This window comes from Leucobacter sp. BZR 635 (assembly GCF_048061935.2).
GTDB lineage: Bacteria > Actinomycetota > Actinomycetes > Actinomycetales > Microbacteriaceae > Leucobacter.
Genome location: NZ_JBLUNZ020000040.1, coordinates 16888 through 39057, shown reverse-complemented (window position 1 = coordinate 39057; position 22170 = coordinate 16888). Strand labels below are relative to the sequence as shown.

17 protein-coding genes are annotated in these 22170 nt (G+C 66.8%); 9 read left to right on the top strand and 8 right to left on the bottom strand.

All coding sequences use genetic code 11. The features are described 5' to 3' along the window. Positions 1-542 precede the first annotated feature (542 nt). The 3 genes from ACI1US_RS08210 to valS form a co-directional block, all read right to left on the bottom strand. A complete protein-coding gene (locus ACI1US_RS08210) occupies positions 543-1034 on the bottom strand; it encodes a hypothetical protein (protein ID WP_461639642.1) in 492 nt (163 codons plus the stop codon). A 1-nt stretch (position 1035) separates the two neighbouring features. Further along, the gene (locus ACI1US_RS08205; protein ID WP_461639640.1) at positions 1036-1461 is read right to left on the bottom strand and encodes a hypothetical protein; all 426 of its coding nucleotides are present in this window, start codon (positions 1459-1461) and stop codon (positions 1036-1038) included. Positions 1462-1556: 95 nt separating this feature from the next. Beyond that, positions 1557-4142 (bottom strand): valine--tRNA ligase, encoded by a 2586-nt coding sequence (gene valS, locus ACI1US_RS08200; protein ID WP_416549563.1) that lies wholly within the window; start codon positions 4140-4142, stop codon positions 1557-1559. 189 nt (positions 4143-4331) lie between these two features. Here valS and ACI1US_RS08195 point away from each other — a divergent pair, with 189 nt between their 5' ends. Together ACI1US_RS08195 and ACI1US_RS08190 are read left to right on the top strand one after the other, a co-directional pair. Continuing rightward, positions 4332-4817 (top strand): MarR family winged helix-turn-helix transcriptional regulator, encoded by a 486-nt coding sequence (locus ACI1US_RS08195; RefSeq protein WP_416549562.1) that lies wholly within the window; start codon positions 4332-4334, stop codon positions 4815-4817. An 89-nt stretch (positions 4818-4906) separates the two neighbouring features. Next, positions 4907-5893 carry a diaminopimelate dehydrogenase gene (locus tag ACI1US_RS08190; RefSeq protein WP_416549561.1) on the top strand — a complete coding sequence of 329 codons (987 nt, stop codon included), beginning with the start codon at positions 4907-4909 and terminating at the stop codon, positions 5891-5893. A 114-nt stretch (positions 5894-6007) separates the two neighbouring features. Here ACI1US_RS08190 and ACI1US_RS08185 read toward each other — a convergent pair whose 3' ends face one another. The 3 genes from ACI1US_RS08185 to ACI1US_RS08175 all read right to left on the bottom strand — a co-directional run bounded on the left by ACI1US_RS08185 (position 6008) and on the right by ACI1US_RS08175 (position 9259). Further along, positions 6008-6919: a glycine betaine ABC transporter substrate-binding protein gene (locus ACI1US_RS08185; protein ID WP_416549560.1), complete on the bottom strand. Its 912-nt coding sequence runs from the start codon at positions 6917-6919 to the stop codon at positions 6008-6010. A gap of 64 nt (positions 6920-6983) precedes the next feature. Continuing rightward, positions 6984-7889, bottom strand: coding sequence for an ABC transporter permease (locus ACI1US_RS08180; RefSeq protein WP_461639636.1), 906 nt, complete (start codon positions 7887-7889; stop codon positions 6984-6986). Continuing rightward, on the bottom strand, positions 7886-9259 hold the full coding sequence (locus tag ACI1US_RS08175; RefSeq protein ID WP_461639634.1) for a quaternary amine ABC transporter ATP-binding protein: 1374 nt from the start codon (positions 9257-9259) through the stop codon (positions 7886-7888). Before ACI1US_RS08175 ends, ACI1US_RS08180 begins: the two co-directional genes overlap by 4 nt. Before the next feature lie 520 nt (positions 9260-9779). On the opposite strand from ACI1US_RS08175, the gene ileS reads away from it, so the two are divergent. From ileS to ndk, 4 genes are all read left to right on the top strand, one after another. Continuing rightward, on the top strand, positions 9780-13166 hold the full coding sequence (ileS, locus tag ACI1US_RS08170) for an isoleucine--tRNA ligase (protein WP_461639632.1): 3387 nt from the start codon (positions 9780-9782) through the stop codon (positions 13164-13166). After that, positions 13163-14623 carry a bifunctional folylpolyglutamate synthase/dihydrofolate synthase gene (locus tag ACI1US_RS08165; RefSeq protein ID WP_461639630.1) on the top strand — a complete coding sequence of 487 codons (1461 nt, stop codon included), beginning with the start codon at positions 13163-13165 and terminating at the stop codon, positions 14621-14623. Before ileS ends, ACI1US_RS08165 begins: the two co-directional genes overlap by 4 nt. After that, positions 14620-15111: a DUF4233 domain-containing protein gene (locus ACI1US_RS08160; RefSeq protein WP_461639628.1), complete on the top strand. Its 492-nt coding sequence runs from the start codon at positions 14620-14622 to the stop codon at positions 15109-15111. The genes ACI1US_RS08165 and ACI1US_RS08160 overlap by 4 nt, the downstream gene beginning before the upstream one ends. Before the next feature lie 78 nt (positions 15112-15189). After that, positions 15190-15606 carry a nucleoside-diphosphate kinase gene (gene ndk / locus ACI1US_RS08155; protein ID WP_461639626.1) on the top strand — a complete coding sequence of 139 codons (417 nt, stop codon included), beginning with the start codon at positions 15190-15192 and terminating at the stop codon, positions 15604-15606. A 479-nt stretch (positions 15607-16085) separates the two neighbouring features. Here ndk and ilvD read toward each other — a convergent pair whose 3' ends face one another. Further along, the gene (gene ilvD, locus ACI1US_RS08150) at positions 16086-17945 is read right to left on the bottom strand and encodes a dihydroxy-acid dehydratase (RefSeq protein ID WP_461639624.1); all 1860 of its coding nucleotides are present in this window, start codon (positions 17943-17945) and stop codon (positions 16086-16088) included. A gap of 73 nt (positions 17946-18018) precedes the next feature. Between ilvD and ACI1US_RS08145 the strand changes: the two genes are divergently transcribed. Together ACI1US_RS08145 and ACI1US_RS08140 are read left to right on the top strand one after the other, a co-directional pair. After that, a complete protein-coding gene (locus tag ACI1US_RS08145; RefSeq protein WP_461639622.1) occupies positions 18019-18813 on the top strand; it encodes a helix-turn-helix transcriptional regulator in 795 nt (264 codons plus the stop codon). A 4-nt stretch (positions 18814-18817) separates the two neighbouring features. Further along, positions 18818-20014 carry a winged helix-turn-helix domain-containing protein gene (locus tag ACI1US_RS08140; protein ID WP_461639620.1) on the top strand — a complete coding sequence of 399 codons (1197 nt, stop codon included), beginning with the start codon at positions 18818-18820 and terminating at the stop codon, positions 20012-20014. A 311-nt stretch (positions 20015-20325) separates the two neighbouring features. On the opposite strand, the gene ACI1US_RS08135 is transcribed toward ACI1US_RS08140, so the two are convergent. Beyond that, positions 20326-20859: a DIP1984 family protein gene (locus ACI1US_RS08135; protein ID WP_461639618.1), complete on the bottom strand. Its 534-nt coding sequence runs from the start codon at positions 20857-20859 to the stop codon at positions 20326-20328. 218 nt (positions 20860-21077) lie between these two features. On the opposite strand from ACI1US_RS08135, the gene ACI1US_RS08130 reads away from it, so the two are divergent. Further along, on the top strand, positions 21078-22115 hold the full coding sequence (locus ACI1US_RS08130) for an alcohol dehydrogenase catalytic domain-containing protein (RefSeq protein ID WP_461639616.1): 1038 nt from the start codon (positions 21078-21080) through the stop codon (positions 22113-22115). The last annotated feature ends 55 nt before the right edge of the window (positions 22116-22170 follow it).

The window sequence follows — 22170 nt, the reverse complement described above, 5'->3', positions numbered from 1 at the left end:
GGTGTACCTCCGCAGCGGGAACTACCTGAAGGCTCCTCCTGCGGAGGCGTGTGTCCGGCCGTTGGAGTTCCAGAACGTGTTCCGCCCGGGCCCGCCTTTCTGGAGGGCAAGGGCGCGAAGCGGCCGCGTCAGCCCGCACTCAATAGCGTCCAGCAGTGAAGCCTGCACGCGGCGACTCCACCTGGTGGTGAGTGGCCCTCGCCTTGGCAGCGCGGACGCAGGGCGACGCAGGGCGACGCGGTCGCAATCTGAACAAACCGTGCAGTGAGGATGCCGAGCGCGTGGCACAGTGAGCCAGGGGAGCGCTCCAAAACTGTGGCGAGCCGGATTCGCCTAGAGTACGTCGACTCGGAAGAACAGGGCTCCCAGAGCAGGGATGAGAGCAGATGCGCACGGCTGATCGGGAGTGGTAAGGGATGCGGTCTCGCAGCCTCGAGCTTCATCTTCTCTGTGCCATTTGCGGCGGTATGTGCTGAGCTAAGCCTCAGTTTCGCTGAAACGGGGTAGTGAAGACGAGCCTCATCGTCCCAACCCTGCTCGATTTAGCTTCCCACCGACACGAGGTCGTAGCTCAACAGAACCGCCCCGTCGTCCGCCGGCAGGGTCACCGCTGTCACCTCAAGGGCGGGCACGCTCAGCGTTGCGGAGCGGCCGCCATCGCCGGTTTCGGTCTCGTCGCCAACGGTGAACCCGCCGGCCGAGACTATCTCGTCCCAAAGCAGCGCTGCGCTCGCGTCGTCCGAGGCCTTGAAGACAACAAACCAGACGCCGGGACCGCGCGAGCCCGCATCGTCAACGAGCGCGCTCTCGGGAACCACGAACTCGGCGGGGAAGTCAGCGGGAAGCTCTGCTGACTTCTCGAACACTTCCTCAGGGTTTTCCTCGGGCCAGCTTCCGCCCTCCGGCTCGACCTTCTCAGTGAGGTCGGTTCCGTCGGGACGTTCCGTGCCCGGCTCGGCCGCGCACGCAGACAGGGGCACGAGAAGCAGGGCGAGCGCAGCAAGGCTCGCGGTGGCGCGGGGAGTGCGGGTCATGTTAGCTCAGCCAATCGTCGTCGTCTTCGTCATCATACGCTTTGCCAGAGCCAGAGCCAGAGCCAGAGCCAGAGCCAGAGCCAGAGCCAGAGCCAGAGCTACCGTCAGGGCCAGAACCGCCGCCAGCCCCGGCACCCGCGCCCGGACGAGCAGTGCCAATGGCGGCCGCGACGACGTTGCCGTCGGCATCAATGCTGATATCCGCGAGCACCTCGCGGGAGGCATCGAGCAGTTCCACGCGCGGGCGACCCTCGAGCCACGTGAGCGTCCAAGACGCGCCGCTCGATGCGTGCGCCCCAGCGCCGCCACCGCTCGCAGGACTCCCAGCAACGAGCCGGGTTTCCGCACCCTCAATGGCGGCGTGCAGTGTCGCAGGAACCGCGGAGTGCGGTGCCTCACCCGCCTGCCAACGCGAACCAAGTTGCATGTGCTCGTCCTCTCCTACTGCACGTACCTCACGCTCCGCCATATACAGCGGCTACGAAGCGGGGCCCGGGAAAACTCCCGGGCCCCGCTGCTGTTCTACTCGGCCGTCTCGACCGTGATCTCGGCGACGGTGACCTCGGTCACCTCGGCGGGCTCGATCCGCAGCTCGGTGATGCGCCCCACGTCCGAGAGATCGCTCGCGGCGAGCTCGAGCCTGGCGACGTCTGCAGCGGGCGCGTGCACCACGGCGAGCGTGACGTTGGTCCGCATCGAGACCTTCGCGTCGGTCTTCGCGCCGCGAACGCCGATGAGGGCGTTGCCGACGAGGTCGAGGAGCCCTGCGTCAGCGTCGTCACCCGCGAGCGAGGTGAGCTCGGAGGCAACCGGCCATGCGGCCTGGTGCACGGAACCCTCCTGGAACCACGACCACACCTCTTCGGTGGCGTACGGCAGGAACGGCGCGAACAGGCGCACGAACGTCGAGAGAGCGGTTCGCAGCGCGGTGACGGCGGAGGCCTGGATCTGGCCGGTACCGTTGTGGGCGCGCTCCTTGACGAGCTCGAGGTAGTCGTCGCAGAAGGTCCAGAAGAACGACTCGGTGTGCTCGAGTGCACGCTGGTGATCGTAGGACTCGAATGCGCGCGTCGAATCTTCGACGACGCGTGCGAGCGAGGCCAGCATCGAGCGGTCGAGCGCTTCGGTGACCGAGCCTGCGCCGCTCGCGTCGAACGAGAGCGTGAACTTCGCCGCGTTCAGGAGCTTGATCGCGAGGCGGCGACCGATCTTGATCTGCGTCGGGTTCTGCGGGTCGAACGAAGCGTCGGTGCCGAGCTTCGCCGATGCTGCCCAGTAGCGCACCGCGTCTGAGCCGTGCTGGTCGAGCATGCCGGCCGGCGTCACGACGTTGCCCTTCGACTTCGACATCTTCTTCCGGTCGGGGTCGAGGATCCAGCCGGAGATGCCGGCATGCTTCCATGGCAGCGTGCCCGACTCGAGCTCGGAGCGCAGCAGGGTCGAGAACAGCCAGGTACGGATGATGTCCTGGCCCTGCGGGCGCAGGTCGAACGGGTACACGAGGTCGTAGAGATCCTGGTCGCGCTCCCAGCCGCCCGCGAGCTGCGGCGTGAGCGACGAGGTCGCCCAGGTGTCCATCACGTCGACCTCGCCCTGGAAGCCACCCGGCACGCCGCGCTGCTCGGCCGTGAAGCCGGCCGGGGTGTCGCTCGACGGGTCCACCGGGAGCTGATCCTCGCCGGGCACGATCGGCTTGTCGAACACGGGGTTGCCGTCAGCGTCGAGGGGGTACCAGACGGGGATCGGCACGCCGAAGAAGCGCTGGCGCGAGATCAGCCAGTCACCCGAGAGGCCCTCAACCCAGTTCTCGTAGCGCACGCGCATGAAGTCGGGGTGCCACTCGAGCTCCTTGCCGTGCGCGAGGAGGCGCTCGCGGAGTGCCTCGTCACGGGCGCCGTTCTTGATGTACCACTGACGCGTGGAGACGATCTCGAGGGGCTTGTCGCCCTTCTCGAAGAACTTCACCTGGTGGTTGATCTTGCGGATCTCGCCAGTGAGCTCACCGGATGCCTGGAGCAGCTCGACCATCGTCTGCTTTGCGCTGAAGACGGTCTTTCCGGCGATCTGCGCGAAGGCCTCGCGTCCAGCGTCCGAGGTGATCGCCTCGGGCGCTTCCGAGATGATGCGGCCGTCGAAGCCGAGGATCGCGCGGTTCGGCAGGTCGAGTTCGCGCCACCAGATGACGTCGGTGACGTCGCCGAAGGTGCAGACCATGGCGATGCCAGTGCCCTTGTCCTGCTGGGCGAGGTGGTGTGCCACCACGGGAACCTCGACGCCGAAGATCGGAGTCGTGACGGTCTTGCCGAAGAGCGGCTGGTAGCGCTCATCGTCGGGGTGCGCAACGAGTGCGACACAGGCGGCGAGTAGCTCGGGCCTGGTCGTGTCGATCAGGATGTCGTCGCCACCGTCGGTGCGATGGAACGAGAGCGTGTGGTAGGCGCTCGGCTGCTCGCGATCCTCGAGCTCTGCCTGCGCGACAGCGGTGCGGAAGGTCACGTCCCAGAGCGTGGGGGCCTGCGCCTGGTAGGCCTCGCCGCGGGCAATGTTGCGCACGAACGCGAGCTGCGATGCGCGGAGCGACTCCTGGCCGATGGTGCGGTAGCTCTGCTTCCAGTCGACGGAGAGGCCGAGTGTGCGCCACAGCGCCTCGAACTGCTTCTCGTCTTCGACGGTGAGCTCCTCGCAGAGGTCGATGAAGTTGCGACGCGAGACTGCGACCTGATCGCCGGGCTTGATGGTCTTGCCGCTCGTGCCGTCGTGCGGCGGCACAAAGTCGGGCTCGAAGGGGAGCGAGGGATCGCAGCGCACACCGTAGTAGTTCTGCACGCGACGCTCGGTGGGCAGGCCGTTGTCGTCCCAGCCCATCGGGTAGAACACCCGCTTGCCGTTCATGCGCTTGTAGCGGGCTACGGTGTCGGTGTGGGTGTAGGAGAACACGTGGCCGACGTGCAGCGAACCCGAGGCGGTCGGCGGGGGAGTGTCGATCGAGTAGACGTCCTCGCGGCTTGCGCCGGCGCGTTCAAACGCGTAGGTGCCCGTCTCTTCCCAGATCGCCCCCCATTTTGATTCGAGTCCCTCAAGTGCTGGCTTGTCGGGGATCGCGTTCATGACGGGGGCTCCGTTTTCTCGACGAGATACGCAAGATTTCGCGCTCAAGTCGGGTTCGATGTGGACGGCACCGCGTGAGCGAGTCGATCGTGGATCGGCTCTGGTGCCTGAAGGGGTTTCCGAAAGTCTATCGCGCTCTACGAAACAAAAACTGGATCTATTGTGCACAACCTATATAGACTGCAGAATATGGCGGCACGGACGCGTGACATCGAACGGCAAATGCTGGGAGCGTTTGCGACTGTCGCCCGCCAGTGGGGAGCCACCCCGCTCGAGGGCCACATCGCCAAGCGGCTCGGGCTCAGCATCGAGGACAGCGAGATCCGCATCATCTATATCCTCGGTGCCCGGACCGATGACATGCGCCCGGGTGATCTCGCCGAGCAACTGAGCGTGAGCAGGCCGAGCCTCTCGAAGTCGCTGACCCGGTTGCGTACCGCGGGCATCGTGGAGAGCGAGGTCGCCAACGATGATCGGCGCTCGGTGTACGTGACGCTCACAGAGGCCGGCAAAGAGGCATATGCCACGCTCATTAATTTCGGCACCGAGATCATCCACTCCGTGAACGGCGGGCTCACGGTGAGCGAACTCGAAACCGTGAAGGGCTTTCTCGAGCGCTTCGCTGAACGGCTGGGCGGCCCCGGCCCGGTCGTGCTGCCGCCCGAGGCCCGGTAACACTTCGACGCGCACCCCACGCAGCAGCGCGCGACCTCTACCATGGGAATGTCGCGGGTACGAGCTTCCGCGGCAGGAGGAAACTGACCATGACAGAGCGCATACGCATCGGCATCGTCGGCTACGGCAACCTTGGCCGCGGCGTGGAAACCTCAATTGGCCTGAACCCCGACCTCGAACTTGTCGGTGTGTTCAGTCGGCGCGACCCGTTGTCGGTGACGGTAGCTGACCCCGCGACCGCCGTGTACGCGCTTGCAGATCTCGAGAGCTTTGCCGACCGGATCGACGTACTCATTCTCTGCGGTGGGTCGAAGAGTGACCTGCCCGAACAGACGCCCGAGCTGGCTGAGAAGTTCACCGTCGTCGACAGCTTTGACACCCACGCGAAGGTGCCCGAGCACTTCGCCACGGTCGACGCTGCGGCGAGCGCGGGCGGCAACGTGGCGATCATCTCGACAGGGTGGGATCCGGGGCTCTTCTCCATCAACCGCCTCTTCGGCGAGGCGATCCTGCCGCAGGGCAAGAGCTACACCTTCTGGGGGCGCGGGCTCAGCCAGGGGCACTCAGACGCGCTGCGCCGAATCCCCGGCGTCGCGGGTGCCGTCCAGTACACGCTGCCGAGTGAGGACGCGATTGAGCGGGTGCGCGCCGGCGAGAATCCCGAGCTCAGCACGCGCGAAAAGCACGATCGCGAGTGCTTTGTGGTGCTTGAAGCGGGAGCCGACGAGTCCGCGATCCGCGAGACCATCGTCACGATGCCCGACTACTTCGAGCCCTACGACACGACCGTGCACTTCATTACGGCCGAGGAGCTCGCGCGGGAGCACGCCGGCATGCCGCACGGCGGCTTCGTGATCCGTTCGGGTGAGTCCTCCCCGGGCGTCAGCCAGACCATCGAGTACCGGCTCGCGCTCGGCTCGAACCCCGAGTTCACGTCGAGTGTGCTCGTGGCGTACGCGCGCGCGGCGGCGAGGCTTGCGGCGAGGGGTGAGTCGGGCGCGTTCACACCGTTCGACATCGCGCCGGGGCTGCTCTCGCCGAAGTCGCCGGAGCAGCTGCGCGCAGAGCTCCTGTAGTAGGAGCACGAGTACGAGCACAGCTCAACGCAAGAGGTCCCTCCCGGCGAACCGGGAGGGACCTCTGTCTGTCTTGCGTGAGATCGCGCGGGAGCGAGTGCTGCCCGCGGTCAGTTAGGCAATAAGCCCGGGGTACGCGTCAGCGTGGTCCTTGAGCCACGCCTGGACGGCGCCCTTGGGGTCCTTGTCGTACTCATCGCTCGTGATCAGGCCCTCGAGCGCGGCATACGCCGCGTCGTCGAGCTTGATCTTCGAGATGTACTCGGCGGCCTCGGGGAACTCGTCAGAGAACCCGTCAGTTCCGAGGAAGTGGAGCGTCTCGGGCGTGCCCATCGCACCCTTCGGATCCTTCAGATCCTTGATCGGGTACGCGTCGTTTGCCCAGAACGGACGCCACAGCGTGACGACGACGTCCTCTTCCTTATCGATCTTCTCCTGGAGCGTTGCGAGCATCGCAGCGGTCGAGGAAGTGACGAGCTTGTACTCGCTATCAAGACCGTACTCGGGCATCATCGTGTCCTGAGTCTGCGCAGTGAGGCCAGCCCCGGGCTCGATGCCGATGATCTCGCCGCCGAAGCGATCTGCCTGGCCCTTGAGATCGTCGATCGAGTTCACGTCGGTCATGTAGTCGGGCACCGCAATGGTGAGCACAGCGCCGTCGTAGTAGCCGCCGAGGTCTTCGATCTTGTCGTCGTACTTGTCCATGTAGTCGGCGTGCGTGACCTCTGGCCACGCTGAGGGGTACATGTCGAAGTCGCCGCCTGCGAGGCCCGCGTAGAGCACGCCCGCCTCGGTGAGTTCATTCATCTCGACGTCGTAGCCGAGCTTGCCGAGCTGGTCTTCGAGCAGGTATGCCGTGCTCAGGCCGTCGGTCCAAGCCGGGAGGAAACCGAGTGTGATGGTTCCCTTGCTGTCGCCAGCATCAGTGGTGTCGGCATCGGTATCGCCGGCAGTGGTGCAGCCCGCGAGTGCGAGGCTTGCAGCGGCCGCAAGGCCGATGACTCCTGTGAGGTGTCGCTTGTTCATGTGTTCCTTTCGTCCGCGCTTGTGGCGCGGGTTGGGGTGAGCCAATTGAGCTTGTGGGGTGCGCCTAGGCTGACCCGGAGGCGGCAGCAACCTGCTGCGAGCGCGCCTTGCGGTTGCGCAGCGCATTCAGCGCGGAGTGCTTGAACGCCTTCGGCTCGCCGAGCGCCGCGGTGACCCGGTCGAGGAAGACCGCGAGGAAGACAACAGCGAGGCCTGCCTCGACGCCGCGAGCGATGTTCATCGTGGAAATCGCAGCGACGACCTGCTTGCCGAGCCCGTCAGCGCCAGCCATGCCTGCGACGACGGCCATCGAAAGCGCGAGCATGATGACCTGGTTGACGCCAGCGAGAATCGTCGGCATTGCCAGGGGGAGCTGGATGCTGCGCAGGATCTTCCCGGGGGTCGAACCAAACGCGTGACCGGCCTCGACAACCTCGGCGTCGACGCCACGAATTCCGAGCTCGGTAAACCGCACGCCGGGTGGTAGGGCGAACAGCACCGTGGCAAACACGCCGGGCACAACGCCGACCGTGAAGAAGACGACGGCGGGGATGAGGTACACCATTGCCGGCATGGTCTGCATGAAGTCGAGCACGGGCTTGATGACCGCGCTGAAGGTGTCGTTTCGTGCAGACAAGATCCCGAGCGGGATCCCGATCACCACGGCGACGAGCGCCGCAATGAGGGTGAGCGACAGTGTCATCATCGCGTCTTCCCACTGGCCCATGAACACGATGAGGAACATCGTCACCGCGGTGCCGATCGCGAGTTGCCAGGAGCGCAGTAGCCAGCCAATGAGGGCGAGCAGCAGAATGAGCACCGGGGAGGGGACAGCGATGAGCGCGTCCGAGAACCCCTCGACGAGAAACTTGATGACCGTCGAGATCACGCTGAGCAAGCCGTCGAAGGTGTTGTTGAACCAGTCGAGGCCGTCAGAGACCCACTGGCCTACGGGGATGCGGAAGTTCATGCCTGGCTCCCCTCGGTCGTGGCCTGCGCTTCGGATGCGACGGACGTGCCGGCAACCCCGTTCCCGTCGGTTGTGGCATCGAGCGTCGCGGTGATGACCGCGGACGACACGTCCGGCGTGGGTTCGATGATGGGGATCTCCGTGGTCATAGTCGGGAGGTTCGCGAGCGAGGCGAGCAGCGTGACGCGGGGCACGACGCCGATGAGGCGATCCTGCTCGTCAATCACCGCAACCGGCAGCGGGCTCTCGACCGAGAGCTCAAAGAGCTCAGCGATGTATTGGTCAGGGGTGACCATTGACGGTGTGGGCTTCAGCGCGTCGTTAATGTTCGAGCTGCCCTCGCGCACGAGCCGGAGCATGTCCTTGTCGCGGACGACGCCGACAAGCTTGCGGCCGCTCGAGACGACGAAGCAGGCCGAGGTCTGTAGGTCGCGCATCGTGCGGAGCGCTGCGCGCGGTCCGGCCGATGCCGGCACGACGGCGCGCGGCGGCTCCATGACGTCGCCGGCGGTGAGCACGCGGGCCCGATCCACGTCCTGCACGAACTGCGCAACGTAATCGTTGGCGGGGTCGGTGAGGATGTCGTTCGGGGTGCCGAGCTGCATGATGCGGCCGTCGCGCATGACCGCGATGCGGTCGCCGAGGAACATCGCCTCGTTGAGGTCGTGCGTAATGAAGACGATGGTCTTGCCGAGTTCCTGCTGGAGCTCCACGAGCAGCTCCTGCATCTCGCGGCGGATCAGTGGGTCGAGCGCTGAGAAGGCCTCGTCCATGAGCAGGATCTGGGTGTCGGCGGCGAAGGCGCGGGCGAGGCCCACGCGCTGCTGCATACCGCCCGAGAGCTCGGAGGGGAAGGAATCGCCCCACCCCTCGAGCCCGACGCGCTGCAGCCAGCCGAGTGCTCGCTCGCGGCGCTCGTCGAGCGGCACGCCCTTGATCTCCAGGCCGTAAGCGGCGTTGTCGAGCACGGTGCGGTGCGGGAAGAGGGCGAAGTGCTGGAACACCATCGCCATTTTGTCGCGGCGCACTTCGCGCAGTCCGCTCGGGTTCATCCCGACGATCTGGTCGCCAAAGACGCTGATAGAGCCGTCGGACGTTTCGCCGAGTCCGTTGAGCATTCTGATGAGTGTGGATTTACCGGAGCCCGAGAGCCCCATCACGACGAAGATCTCACCGACATGGACATCGAAGCTCGCGTCAATGACGGCGGCTGTTCCGTGCGTTTTTACCTCGTCGCGGCTGGCACCTGCCTGGAGCCGCTTCACGGCTTCCTTCGGGCGGCGGCCAAAAACTTTGTATGCGTGGCCGACGGAAATGGCGATATCGTCGGCCTCCGAATCGGCCTGCTGGTCGACATTTTGGTCAAGCATGTTCCTCCTGTGCGGTGTGTCCGCGTTTTTAGGCGTTCGTAGGTTTTGCCTCGGTGAAGGCATCGTTGACCCGTGAACCCCTCATTCGACGGTATAGGCCTGTCGCGAGTGTTTGCACACATGAGTTTCACAGGAAAGTCCTCGAATGCTGCCACCATCAGGGGTTCAAGCAAATGTCAGTTGTTACCTATTCGTTACCCAAGCGAGGGTGAATCACCTCGATAATGTTTTCTCGTACTTTTCCAACACGGTGACCACGCCCCGCTCAGACTCGGATAGAATGGCGGGTAGCGACAGTGAACCGGCCATCACCGGGGAGTCTTCGGAAGAACAGCGCACCGCAAGGAGCGCTTAGTAGAACCGAACGGGTAGGCCCGTTACAGCTCAATGAAGTGGCGCACTCCCCGTATATGCAGGTCGTATATGCGGAGCGCGCAAGCCGGGTGGTACCGCGGGGTGTGGATCAATTCACACGCTCGCCCCAGCGTGAGATTCGCGTGATGAGAAGGTACCGACACCCATGAGCTATCCCAAGCAGTCCACCGGGGCACAGCAGTCGAACGCCGAGGCTTCAGCCCCCGGCGCGGCATTCGGCGTGAACCCATCTCCGCGGCTCCCCGAGGCCGAGCAGCGCGTGCTGTCGTTCTGGGACGCGGACGATACGTTCCGCACCTCGATTTCGCAGCGCGAGGGCTGCGAGGAGTGGGTCTTCAACGACGGTCCGCCCTTTGCGAACGGCCTGCCCCACTACGGTCACCTCCTCACCGGCTACGCGAAAGACGTGTTCCCGCGCTTCCAGACCATGCGCGGCAAGAAGGTCGAGCGTCGCTTCGGCTGGGACACCCACGGCCTGCCCGCCGAACTCGAGGCGATGAAGCAGCTCGGCATCACCGAGAAGAGCCAGATCGAGGCGATGGGCATCGACGTCTTCAACGCGAAGGCGCGCGAGTCGGTGCTCGAGTACGCCGGGGAGTGGGAAGACTACGTCACCCGCCAGGCGCGCTGGGTCGACTTCGAGAACGACTATAAGACCTTCAACCTGCCCTACATGGAGAGCGTTATCTGGGCGTTCAAGCAGCTCTACGACAAGGGCCTCGCCTACGAGGGTCAGCGGATCCTCCCGTACTGCTGGCGCGACGAGACGCCGCTGTCGAACCACGAGCTGCGCATGGACGACGACGTCTACCAGGAGCGTCAGGATCCCTCGGTGACGGTGACCTTCCCGCTCCGTGGCGAGCGCGCGGAGGAGCTTGGACTTGCCGGCGTTCGCGCACTGGCATGGACGACGACGCCGTGGACCCTGCCCACGAACGCTGCGCTCGCAGTCGGCCCCGACATCTCCTACGTCGTTGTTCCCGCTGGCCCCGCGGGCGCCTCCGACGGCGGCGCAACAGGCGAGGCGAGCTACCTCGCCGCCGCCGACCTCGCGGGCAACTACGCCTCCGACCTCGGCTACGAGTCGGCAGACGAGCTGCGCGCGGCCATCACCGCCACGATCCCGGGCGCTGAGCTCGCGGGCGTGCGCTACGCGCCGCTCTTCGACTACTTCGCCGACACCGAGGTGTGGGGCACCGACAACTACTGGCAGGTGCTCGTCGACGGCTACGTCACGACGACCGACGGAACCGGCATTGTGCACCAGGCACCCGCCTACGGTGAAGACGATCACCGCCTCGCGACCGAGGCCGGCATGCCCACGATCCTCAGCCTCGACGAGGGCGGCAAGTTCGTGGCGTCCGTCACCGACGTTGCCGGCGAGCTGTGGATGGACGCGAACCGTCCGCTCATCCGCATGATCAAGGCCTCGGAGCGGCTGCTGCGCGAGCAGAGCTACCTGCACTCGTACCCGCACTGCTGGCGCTGCCGCAACCCGCTCATCTACCGTGCCGTCTCGAGCTGGTTCGTGCGCGTCACCGAGATCAAGAGCCGCATGCTCGAGATCAACGAGGAAATCGAGTGGGTGCCCGCCAACGTGAAGCACGGCCAGTTCGGCAAGTGGCTCGAGGGCGCACGCGACTGGTCGATCAGCCGCAACCGCTACTGGGGCAGCCCGATCCCCGTCTGGCAGAGCGACAACCCCGAGTTCCCGCGCGAGGACGTCTACGGCTCCGTCGCCGAACTCGAGGCCGACTTCGGTGAGCTGCCACGCAACGAGGCAGGCGAGATCGACCTGCACCGCCCCTACATCGACTCGCTGACCCGGCCGAACCCCGACGACCCGAGCGGTCAGTCGACGATGCGCCGCATCGAGGACGTGCTCGACGTCTGGTTCGATTCGGGCTCGATGCCGTTCGCGCAGGCGCACTACCCGTTCGAGAACGTCGAGTGGTTCGAGAACGTCCAGCCCGCCGACTTCATCGTCGAGTACATCGGGCAGACCCGCGGCTGGTTCTACGTGCAGCACATCCTCGCGACCGCGCTGTTCGACCGCCCGGCGTTCAAGAACGTCATCAGCCACGGGATCGTGCTCGGTTCCGACGGCAACAAGATGTCGAAGAGCCTGCAGAACTACCCCGACGTCAACGAGGTCTTCGACCGCGATGGCTCCGACGCGATGCGGTGGTTCCTCATGGCGTCGCCCGTCGTGCGCGGCGGCAACCTCATCGTCACAGAGGAGGGCATCCGCGAGGGTGTGCGCCAGTTCATCCTGCCACTCTGGAACAGCTGGTACTTCTTCAGCCTCTACGCGAACGCCGACGGCTACGAGGCTGAGCGCCGCGTCGACTCGAGCGACCCGCTCGACCGCTACATCCTCGCGAAGACGGGCGCGCTCGTGCGCGAGGTCGGCGATCACCTCGAGAGGCTCGACACGACCTCGGCCGCCGCAGCGCTCCGCGACTTCGCAGAGGTGCTCACCAACTGGTTCGTGCGTCGCTCGCGCGACCGCTTCTGGGAGGGCATGGCAGGCGAGAACGGCCAGCCGAGCAACAAGCAGGCCTTCGACACGCTCTTCACCGTGCTCGAGACGCTCGCGCGCGTCGCCGCCCCGATGGCGCCGCTCGTGACCGAGGAGGTCTGGCGCGGGCTCACCGGCGGCCGCTCCGTGCACCTCGAGGATTGGCCCGACGCCGCCGAGTTCCCCGTCGACGACGAACTCGTCGCCGCGATGGACGAGGTGCGGCAGATCACCTCGCAGGTGCTCGCCCTCCGCAAGGCGAACAAGCTGCGTGTGCGTCTGCCGCTCGCGGAGCTCACCGTCGTCACCTCGCGCCCGGCATCGCTCGAGCCGTTCGCCGACATCCTGCGCGACGAGCTCAACGTGAAGCACGTCAGGCTCGTCCAGGAGACCGAGACGAGCGCCGCCGAGAACGGCATCGTGCAGACCCTCGCGGTGAACGCTCGCGCCGCAGGCCCCCGCCTCGGCAAGCAGGTGCAGTTCGCGATCAAGGCAGCAAAGGCCGGCGACTGGAGCGAGCAGGACGGCGTGATTGTCGCGGGCGACATCGCCCTCGAACCGCACGAGTACGAGCTCACGCTGCAGGCAGCAACCGGCGCGGAAGACGGCGGCCCAGCCATCACCCTCATCCAGGGCGGCGGCTTCGTGCTGCTCGACACCGCGACCACCCCCGAGCTCGAGGCCGAGGGCGCCGCACGCGACGCGATCCGTGCGATCCAGGAGGCGCGCAAGAACGCGGGCCTCGAGGTGAGCGACCGCATCGAGCTGCGGCTCACTGCCGCTCCTGAGCACGCCGCGGCGCTCGAGGCGCACGCCGAGCTCATCCAGGGGGAGACCCTCACGACCAAGCTCACCGTCACGGCCGCTGAATCGCCGCAGGCTGCTGCCGCAGCGGCAGGCACGTTCGCGACGCTGAGCGCCGCCCTCGGCAGCGCAAAGGCTCCCCTCGCCATTTCTGTCGTTCACCCGAACGCAACCCCCGCAACCGATTCGAACGGAGCCTCGGCGTGAACCCCACTCCCGTGAGCGCAGCTCAGAGCGTCTACGAGGCGCTCCTTACCCGCGTGGGCGAGGCCAACCCCCGCCCACGCATCGAGCCGGTGCGCCGGCTCGCAGAGCTCGCGGGCTCCCCGCAGCTCTCGTACCCGGTGATCCAGGTCGCCGGCACCAACGGTAAGACCTCGACGAGCCGGGCGATCGAGTCGCTGCTGCGCGCCCACGGGCTGCGCACGGGGCTCTTCACGAGCCCGCACCTGCTCGATTTCACCGAGCGATTCCAGCTCGACGGTTCACCCATCGATCCCGCCGCCCTCACCGAGGCCTGGGCGGAGCTCGAGCACCCGCTCGCGATCGTCGACGCCGAGCTCGAGGCCGCGGGCCACGGCAAGATCACGTTCTTCGAGGCGCTCGCGGTGCTCGCGTTCGCGGCCTTCGCAGACGCGCCTGTCGAAGTCGCGGTGATCGAGGTCGGCATGGGCGGCGAGTGGGACGCGACGAATATCGTCGACGCCGAGGTAGCCGTGTTTACGCCGATCGGGCTCGACCACGTCGAGCACCTCGGCCCCGACACGCAGACCATCGCGCGGACGAAGTCGCTGATTATGAAGCCAGGATCCACCGCCGTCTCCGCGGAGCAAGACGTCGACGCGCTCGGCGAGCTCACCGACACGGCCGCTCGCCTCGGCGTGAAGCTCTTCGTGCAGGGCCGAGACTTCAATCTTGTCGACGACCGGCTTGCCGTCGGCGGGCGACAGATCGACGTCTCCGGAATCACCGGCGCAGCCTACGACCCGGCCTTCGTGCCGCTCTATGGCCAGCACCAGGCCGAGAACGTCACCCTCGCGATCGCCGCGGTCGAGGCATTCTTTGGCGGCGAGCGCCCGATCCCCGAAGAGGTGCTCGACGAGGGGCTGGGTCAGCTCACCTCACCGGGACGCCTCCAGCTCATCGGCACCGATCCAATCGTGTACGTCGACGCAGCGCACAACCCGCACGGTGCCGAGGCGCTCGTGCGCGCCGTCACCGAGTCGTTCGCCTTCGAGGAGCTCGCACTCGTCACCGGCGTGCTCGAGGAGAAGGACGCGCACGGCCTGCTGCAGACGCTCGCACCCATCGCACACCACGTGTTCGTGACCGCCGTCGACTCGCCCCGGTCGCTGCCCGCGGAAGAACTCGCGTCGATTGCCGAGTCGGCGATCCCCGACACCGCCATTGAAGCGCTCCCAACACTCCCGCTCGCGCTCGAACGCGCACGCAGCTGGGCGGAAGAGGCCAACGGTCGCGCGGTGCTCGTGGTCGGCTCCGTACTCCTCGCGGGTGAGGCCATCTCTCAGTCGCGCACGGAACAATGGGGCAGTGAAGTAACCGGTGCTCAAGGTTCCGGCACCCAGGGCTCTCGCACCCGGGACTCCAGCGCCCGAGGCTCCAGCGCCCGCGGCTCCAGCACCCAGAACGGAGACATCGCATGACCCAGCAGCCAGCGAACCCGCCACGGAAGTCGCGCGGCTTCGGCAGTGCGGGCCCCGACGACGAGGAGCTCGTGCTCTCACCGTCGGAGGCCGCGGCCCACAACTCGGCGATGCGCATCTCCGGTGCCTCGCGTGGGGAGCGCTCGACTCGCAAGGCCCTCGCCTCGATCGTCCTCGGCTTTGAGCTCATCATCGTGGTGCTCATCGGCCTCACCATCTTCGGGCTCGGCATCACCGACCCGCGCTGGCTCGGCCTCGTCATCGGCGGCGTGCTCGCGCTCATGTGCGTCGTGGGGCTCGCGACGATCCGCTTCGGCGAGGTCGGCATCTGGATCGGCTGGGCGACCCACGTACTCATGCTCGCCACCGCCTTCATCCTGCCCGCGGCGCTGTTTGTCGGCGTGATCTTCACAGCGCTCTGGGTGTACTGCATCGTGCGCGGCGGCAAGATTGACCGCGAGAACGCGATGCTGGCGGCGCAGGCGTAGGCCGCGCCCGCTGTCTCCGCCCGACCCCCGCATTCACTAGACTTTTACCGCAGTATCTACTCTCGAACAGGAGCGTTCATGACGACCGAGCAAACTCTCATCCTGGTGAAGCCCGACGGCGTTGCCCGCGGACTGACCGGAGAGATCCTTCGCCGCATCGAGGCAAAGGGCTACAGCATCACCGGGCTGAAGATGATCACCCCGAACCGCGAGCTGCTGGCCGCGCACTACGAGGAGCACGAGGGCAAGCCCTTCTACGAGCCACTCATCGAGTTCATGAGCTCGGGCCCGGTTGTCGCTGTGCGCGCCGAGGGCGAGCGCGTGATCGAGGGCTTCCGCTCGATCGCGGGAGCAACCGACCCGACCGTTGCGGCCCCCGGCACCATCCGCGGTGACCTTGGCCGCGACTGGGGGCTCGCTGTGCAGCAGAACCTCGTGCACGGCTCGGACTCGACGCTCTCGGCAGAGCGCGAGCTGGGCCTCTGGTTCGCCTAAGCTCTCAGCTTCACCGCTGGCACTTGCCAGCACGGCGGCCCGCACCCAATCTGGGTGCGGGCCGCCGTGCTTTTGGGAGCGGTGCCTGTCCTTGCGCCTGCACCCCTGCTCTCGGCGAGCTGTCGCCAGCCCTGCCATCTCACTGGAGCACCACCTTCCTGCAAGAGCACCCGCTTACTACGTGTAGAAATCGGGTGCTCTTGCAGGAAGGTGGTGCTTTCGCGGGACTCTGGCGCTCGGGGAGGTGGATGCAACCTCGGCAAGGGCGCGAAGCGCCCGCGCGGTCGGTGCGTCTTCACGCCTCCGCCAGGCTCAACGGCCCCGAATAATCCTTTGTGACCCTTGCGCAGGGCAAGTTTGGGTCAGAATAGATTAACCGGGGCTGTGGGGCTGCGTGGCTGCGTGGGCCCGGTGGCTGCGTGGCTGCGCGGGCCGTGGGGCTGCGCGGGCAGTGGCGCGGCGAGCGCCGCACCAGCCGCCTAGAACACGTCCGGGATGACCCGCACCGCACCCTTGTCAGCCGACTGGGCGAACGCGGCGTAAGCGCGCAGCGCATCCGACACCTCGCGCACCCGGTTCTTGGGCCGGTACCCGCCGGCGGCCTCGAGCGCCGAGCGGCGGCGCGCAAGCTCCTCGTCAGAGACCTCGAGGGTGAGCGCGCGCGTCGGAATGTCGATCGAGATGATGTCGCCGTCCTCGACGAGCGCAATCATGCCGCCGCTCGCAGCCTCGGGGGAGACGTGGCCGATCGACAGCCCGGAGGTACCGCCCGAGAAGCGGCCGTCGGTGATGAGCGCGCACTGTTTGCCGAGCCCCCGCCCCTTCAAGAACGAGGTCGGATACAGCATCTCCTGCATGCCCGGCCCGCCCTTCGGCCCCTCGTAGCGGATCACTACGACGTCGCCAGCGACCACCTGCTTGTTGAGGATCTTCTCGACAGCCTCATCCTGTGACTCGCACACGACCGCCGGCCCCGAGAACGTCCAGATCGACTCGTCGACGCCGGCGGTCTTCACGACTGCGCCGTCGACGGCGATGTTGCCGCGAAGCACGGCGAGGCCGCCATCCTTTGAGTAGGCGTGCTCGACCGAGTGGATGCAGCCGTTCGCCTGATCCAGATCCAGCTCACGCCACCGCTCCGACTGCGAGAACGCGGTCGACGAGCGCACCCCGCCTGGCGCCGCGTGCCAGAGCTCGAACGCTTCGTCGCTCGCCTTGCCGCCGCGAACGTCCCACTCGTCGAGCCACTCTCCGAGCGTCTGCGAGTGCACCGTGTGCACGTTCTCGTCGAGCAGCCCGCCGCGGCGCAGCTCGCCGAGGAGCGCGGGGATGCCGCCGGCGCGGTGCACGTCCTCCATGTAGTAGGTCTTCCCGTTCGCGACGTTCGGGGCGACCTTCGCGAGGCACGGAACGCGGCGCGAGACCTCGTCGATCTCGTCGAGGCCGAAGTCCACTCCGGCCTCGTGTGCGGCGGCGAGCAGGTGGAGGATCGTGTTCGTCGACCCTCCCATCGCGATATCGAGCGCCATCGCGTTGCCGAAGGCCTCGGGGGTCGCGATGTTGCGGGGGAGTACGGTAAAGTCGTCCTCCTCGTAGTGGCGGCGCGTGATGTCCACGATGGTCTTGCCCGCGTCTTCGTAGAGCGCGCGGCGGGCGGTGTGGGTCGCGAGCGTCGAGCCGTTGCCCGGGAGCGCGAGCCCCATCGCCTCGGTGAGGCAGTTCATCGAGTTCGCGGTGAACATGCCGGAGCAGGATCCGCACGTCGGGCACGCTGACTCCTCGATCTTCTGCATGTCCTCGTCTGAGATGTCGTCGTTCACGGCGTCCGAGATCGCGTCGACGAGGTCGAGGGTGCGCACCATGCCGTTCGCGAGCACGGCGCGGCCGGACTCCATCGGGCCGCCCGAGACGAACACGGCCGGGATGTTCAGGCGGAGCGCGGCGAGCAGCATGCCCGGGGTGATCTTGTCGCAGTTCGAGATGCAGATGACGGCATCGGCGCAGTGCGCGTTCACCATGTACTCAACGGAGTCGGCGATGAGGTCGCGCGATGGCAGCGAGTAGAGCATGCCGCCGTGGCCCATCGCGATGCCGTCGTCGACGGCGATCGTGTTGAATTCGCGCGGGATCCCGCCGGCCTCGATGATCGCGTCCGAGACGATGCGGCCCACGGGCGCGAGGTGGGTGTGGCCGGGCACGAACTCGGTGAAGGAGTTTGCGACGGCGATGATGGGCTTGCGGCCGAGATCGGCCCCGTTGACGCCTGCTGCGCGGAGGAGCGCGCGCGCTCCGGCCATGTTGCGTCCGTGGGTAACCGTGAAAGAGCGATAGGTGGGCATAGCCTTATTTAGCCAGGTCGTACGCGTCGGCGGAAGTGACCAGCTGTACTAGTACTCACGGTACTATGATCTGATGATTCGACCACGTACCCCCCGGGGCATCCAGCTCGGCGAGTTTCTCACCACCCGCAGGCGGGCCCAGTCGCGCGCGGCCCTCGGGCTGCCGCCCGGAACGCGGCGCAGCGAGGTCGGGCTCAGCCGCGAGGAGGTCGCGACGCTCGCCGGGATGAGCGTGAGCTGGTACACCTGGCTTGAGCAGGGCCGCGAGATCAACGCCTCCCGGCAGGTGCTCACCGCGGTAGCGCGGGTGCTCAGGCTCACTGAGTCGGAGGCCGACTATGTGTTCGCGCTCGCCGGGCCCGGTGGCACGTCGGTGCTGCCGCCGCCCGATACGGCCCCGCAGCACCTGCTCAACCTCATTCGTGCGCTCGACTTTCCCGCCTTCATTCTTGCGAGCGACTGGACGATCGTCGGCTGGAACGCCGGCTACGAGTGGCTGTACGGGCCGATCGCGACGCTCGCGGCAGAGGATCGAAACCTCCTCAGGCTTATCTACACGGACGCGCGCATTCGAGAGCTCCTCCCCAACTGGGAGCGCGACAGCCGCAGTTTTCTTGCCGAGTTTCGCGCCGAATCCGGCGTGCGGCTGAGCTCGGAGCGGCACCGGGAACTCGTCGAGTCGTTGAAGCAGGAGAACGCGGACTTCCGCGCACAATGGGCCGAGCACGCGGTCGGGAAGTTCACCTCGCGGGAGCGCACCTTTGTGCATCCGGCCGCGGGCGAGCTCATCTACGAGCATCACAGACTCGTGCCGAGCGACGCGCCTGACCTGCATGTGGTGATGTACGCCCCCACTGTGGCACAGTAAGTCCATGCAACAACCGCAGTCGCTGAGTGCCTCAGAAGCCCGCCGTGTCGCGCTCGGGGCCCAGGGGTTTACGAACGTGGCCAAGCTGCGGTCCCGGCGGCCGTTTGATGGTGCGCTCGAGCGCCTGCACGTGCTGCAGATTGATTCGGTGAACGTGTTCTCCCGCAGCCACTACATGCCGGTGTTCTCGCGCCACGGTGGCTACTCGGGAGAGCAACTCGACGCCCACCTGTGGGGCAGCGGCGAGTTCACCGAATACTGGGCGCACGAAGCGGCCTTCGTTCCGGTCGCGGATCGGAAGCTGTTCGGCTGGCGCATGGACGACTTCCGCCAGAAGCACGCGGAGCGGGCCGGGTCGCCGCAGCTTGCAAGCGCCATCGCCGACGTGCGCAGCCGGCTCGCGTCCGAGGGGCCCCAGCTCGTGCGCGATCTCGAAACCGTTCCGCGCGAGAAACGCGGCCCCTGGTGGGACTGGAGCGACACGAAGCAGGCCGTCGAGATGCTCTTCGCCTGGGGCGAGGTGGTATCCACTGGGCGCGAGGGCTTCCAGCGGCGGTACGCGCTCGCCGAGCAGGCGCTCGCGCCCGAGGACCTCGTTGAGGTCGACCGTGCGACCGCCCAGCGGCAGCTTGTGGCTCGCGCCGCGCAGTCTCTCGGCGTCGCGACGCTGCTGGATCTCGCCGACTATCACCGGCTGAGGACCGCCGAGGCGCGGGCCGCCGTGCGCGCACTCGAGGAGTCGGGAGAGCTTGTGCCGGTGACCGTTGCGGGCTGGACGAATCGTGCGGGCGGGCCGGAGCCAGCGTGGATCCACCGCGACGCGCGCGTGCCGGGGAGGCTCGCCCCGAACGCGCTGCTCACACCGTTCGATCCGGTCGTCTGGTTCCGGCCGCGCGCGGAGCGCATGTTTGATTTTCACTACCGGATCGAGATCTACACGCCCAAGGAAAAGCGCCAGTTCGGCTACTACTGCCTGCCCCTCATGGTCGGCGGGCGGCTTGCCGGGCGGATCGATCTCAAGGCGGATCGCGCCGAGCGTGCGCTACTCGTACAGGCGGCCTGGCAGGAACCGGGCGCGCCCGCGCACACCGCCGAGGTCGCTGCGGATCTGCTGCGGCAGGCGGCTCACTGGCAGGGGCTCGATTCGATTCGCGTGAGCGGCGTCGGCAACCTTTCGCTGCCGGCCGGGCTTCAGCGGTAGCGCGCCGCGAACGCTCACACCAGGCGAAGAGTCCCCGAACCCACCCTCCCGATTCAATCCCGGCACGCGGTAGTGCGCTGTGCGCGGTGAGCAGTCACATGTGCCAAGTGCTGGGCTGCACTGTACGTGTGTGGGTTGCCCGCCACCCTGCAAGTGCCAGAGTTGCCCGTCTGGCGCGGGGTGTGCCCGCTGATTGAATCGGTACCGACTCGCCTGTGTGAAGTTGTGATGCCGTGAAGCTGTGAAGCGGTGAAGCGCTGAAGCTGTTCGCGGCTCCTCGCCGCTGGAAGTGATCCGCGCCGCTCGAGCGGCTACTCGCCGATGAGGTCGTGCGACCAGTTGGCCTGCTGAATGAGCGCGTCGAGTTCTCGGAGCTCGCGCGCGAGCACATCGGCCTGGCTGCGCAGTTCAGGAACGGGGAGCGCAGAGACCTGCCGCAGCTCGGAGCGCATCTGGCGCATCATGCCCTGATCTTGCGCCGCGTCTGCTGCCTGCACCAGGATCGCGTGCCGGAGCCGGAGGCTGTCGCGCTTCGCGAGGGCGTCGGTCATCGTGACCGTCGTCGCAGAGGCTGTCGCGGAGCCGCTCGCCTGGCGGCGGCGCCCGGCACCTGTCGGCTGCGCGGGAACGATGTCGAGCTCAATGCTCGAGTTCGTCGCGTTGATGCTGCGGACGAGCGCTTCAAGCTCAGCCACGGCGAGCCCCGCCTCCGCGAGCAGGGCGTTCACATCTTCCGACGGGGTGTCGCCCTCTTGGTAGCGCGCGTTCGCCACAATTCGCGAGCGGAGCTGCGCAATTCGTTTCTGCGTATCGCCCCGGAGCGCAAGTGCCTCTGCGAGTTTCACCAGTGTCCCCACTCTCATTTCGTGCCCCAACTGAAGCAAAACAGTATCACGCGGCTCCGACATTCTCGGTGTGAACGTTCCGGCCCAAGGCGGGTATAGGAGCCTCAAATCTTGCCGTCCATGCCGCGCGCATTATGCGCCGGCTGAGCGTACGCTAGGAACGGGCGCAGTAGCTGCCACACCCTGGTGCCTGCGCCGAAACGAAGGGAACATTTTCGATGCGTGCAGTGACCTATGTGAAGAACAACACGGTGGAGTTGCGTGACAAGCCGAAGCCTGAAATCGGGGCCGACGAAGTCCTCATCAGGGTCGGGGGCGCGGGCGTCTGCCACTCCGACATCTCCATCATCGCGCTGGGCGATGACAACCCGCTCATCGGGTCAACGCTTGGCCACGAGGTCGCGGGCGCGGTCGAGGAGCTCGGCGCGAACGTTGCAGGGTGGAACGTGGGGGATCGCGCAATCGTGTCGCTGGTCCTCTCCTGCGGCCAGTGCCGCGAGTGCCTCTCAGGCCGCGATAACCAGTGTGAGGTCGTTGCCCCGCGTGACGCGATGGCACCGCTGTCTCCCGGGATCGGAAGCCCCGGCGGCATGGCTGACTACATCGCGGTGAAGGCGCGGCATATCGATCCGATTGGCGATCTCGATCCCGTCGCCGCAGCACCGCTTGCCGACGCGGCCCTCACGCCGATGCACGCGATCAACTCCGTGCGCGACCGCATGACCGGCGACGCGACCGTCGTGACGATCGGCCTCGGGGGCCTCGGGCACATGGCGCTGCAGATCCTCTCCGCCACGACCGGCGCGCGGATCATCGCGCTCGACACCGACCCGGCGAAGCTCGCCTTCGCCGAGGCGCACGGCGCAGATCTCGCAATTCCGAGCAACGAAGAGGCGGCCGCGCGCATCCTCGCCGAGACCGGCGGCCGCGGCGCAGACGTGGTGTTCGACTTCGTCGGAGTTCAGCCGACCGTTGAGCTGGCGACCGCGGTGGTGCGAGGCGGCGGCGCGATCCGCTTCGTTGGCCTCGGCGGCGGCAGCTTTCCGTACGTCGCAGGTGGTGCCGGGCTGCCGTGGGGCGTGAACATCGAGCGCGCCTACGGTGGCACGCGCGCCGACATGCGGCAGGTGATCGCGCTCGCGCAGGCGGGCAGGATCTCGGTCGAGGTCGTGCGCTATCCGCTCGACGACGCCCCGCAGGCCTTCGACGATCTCCACGCTGGGAAGATCGCCGGCCGCGCGGTGCTCGTGCCGTAGGGAGCTCCCGCCGGTCTCCGGCCGGTCTCTCGCCGGTCTCAGGCCGGACCGGGCG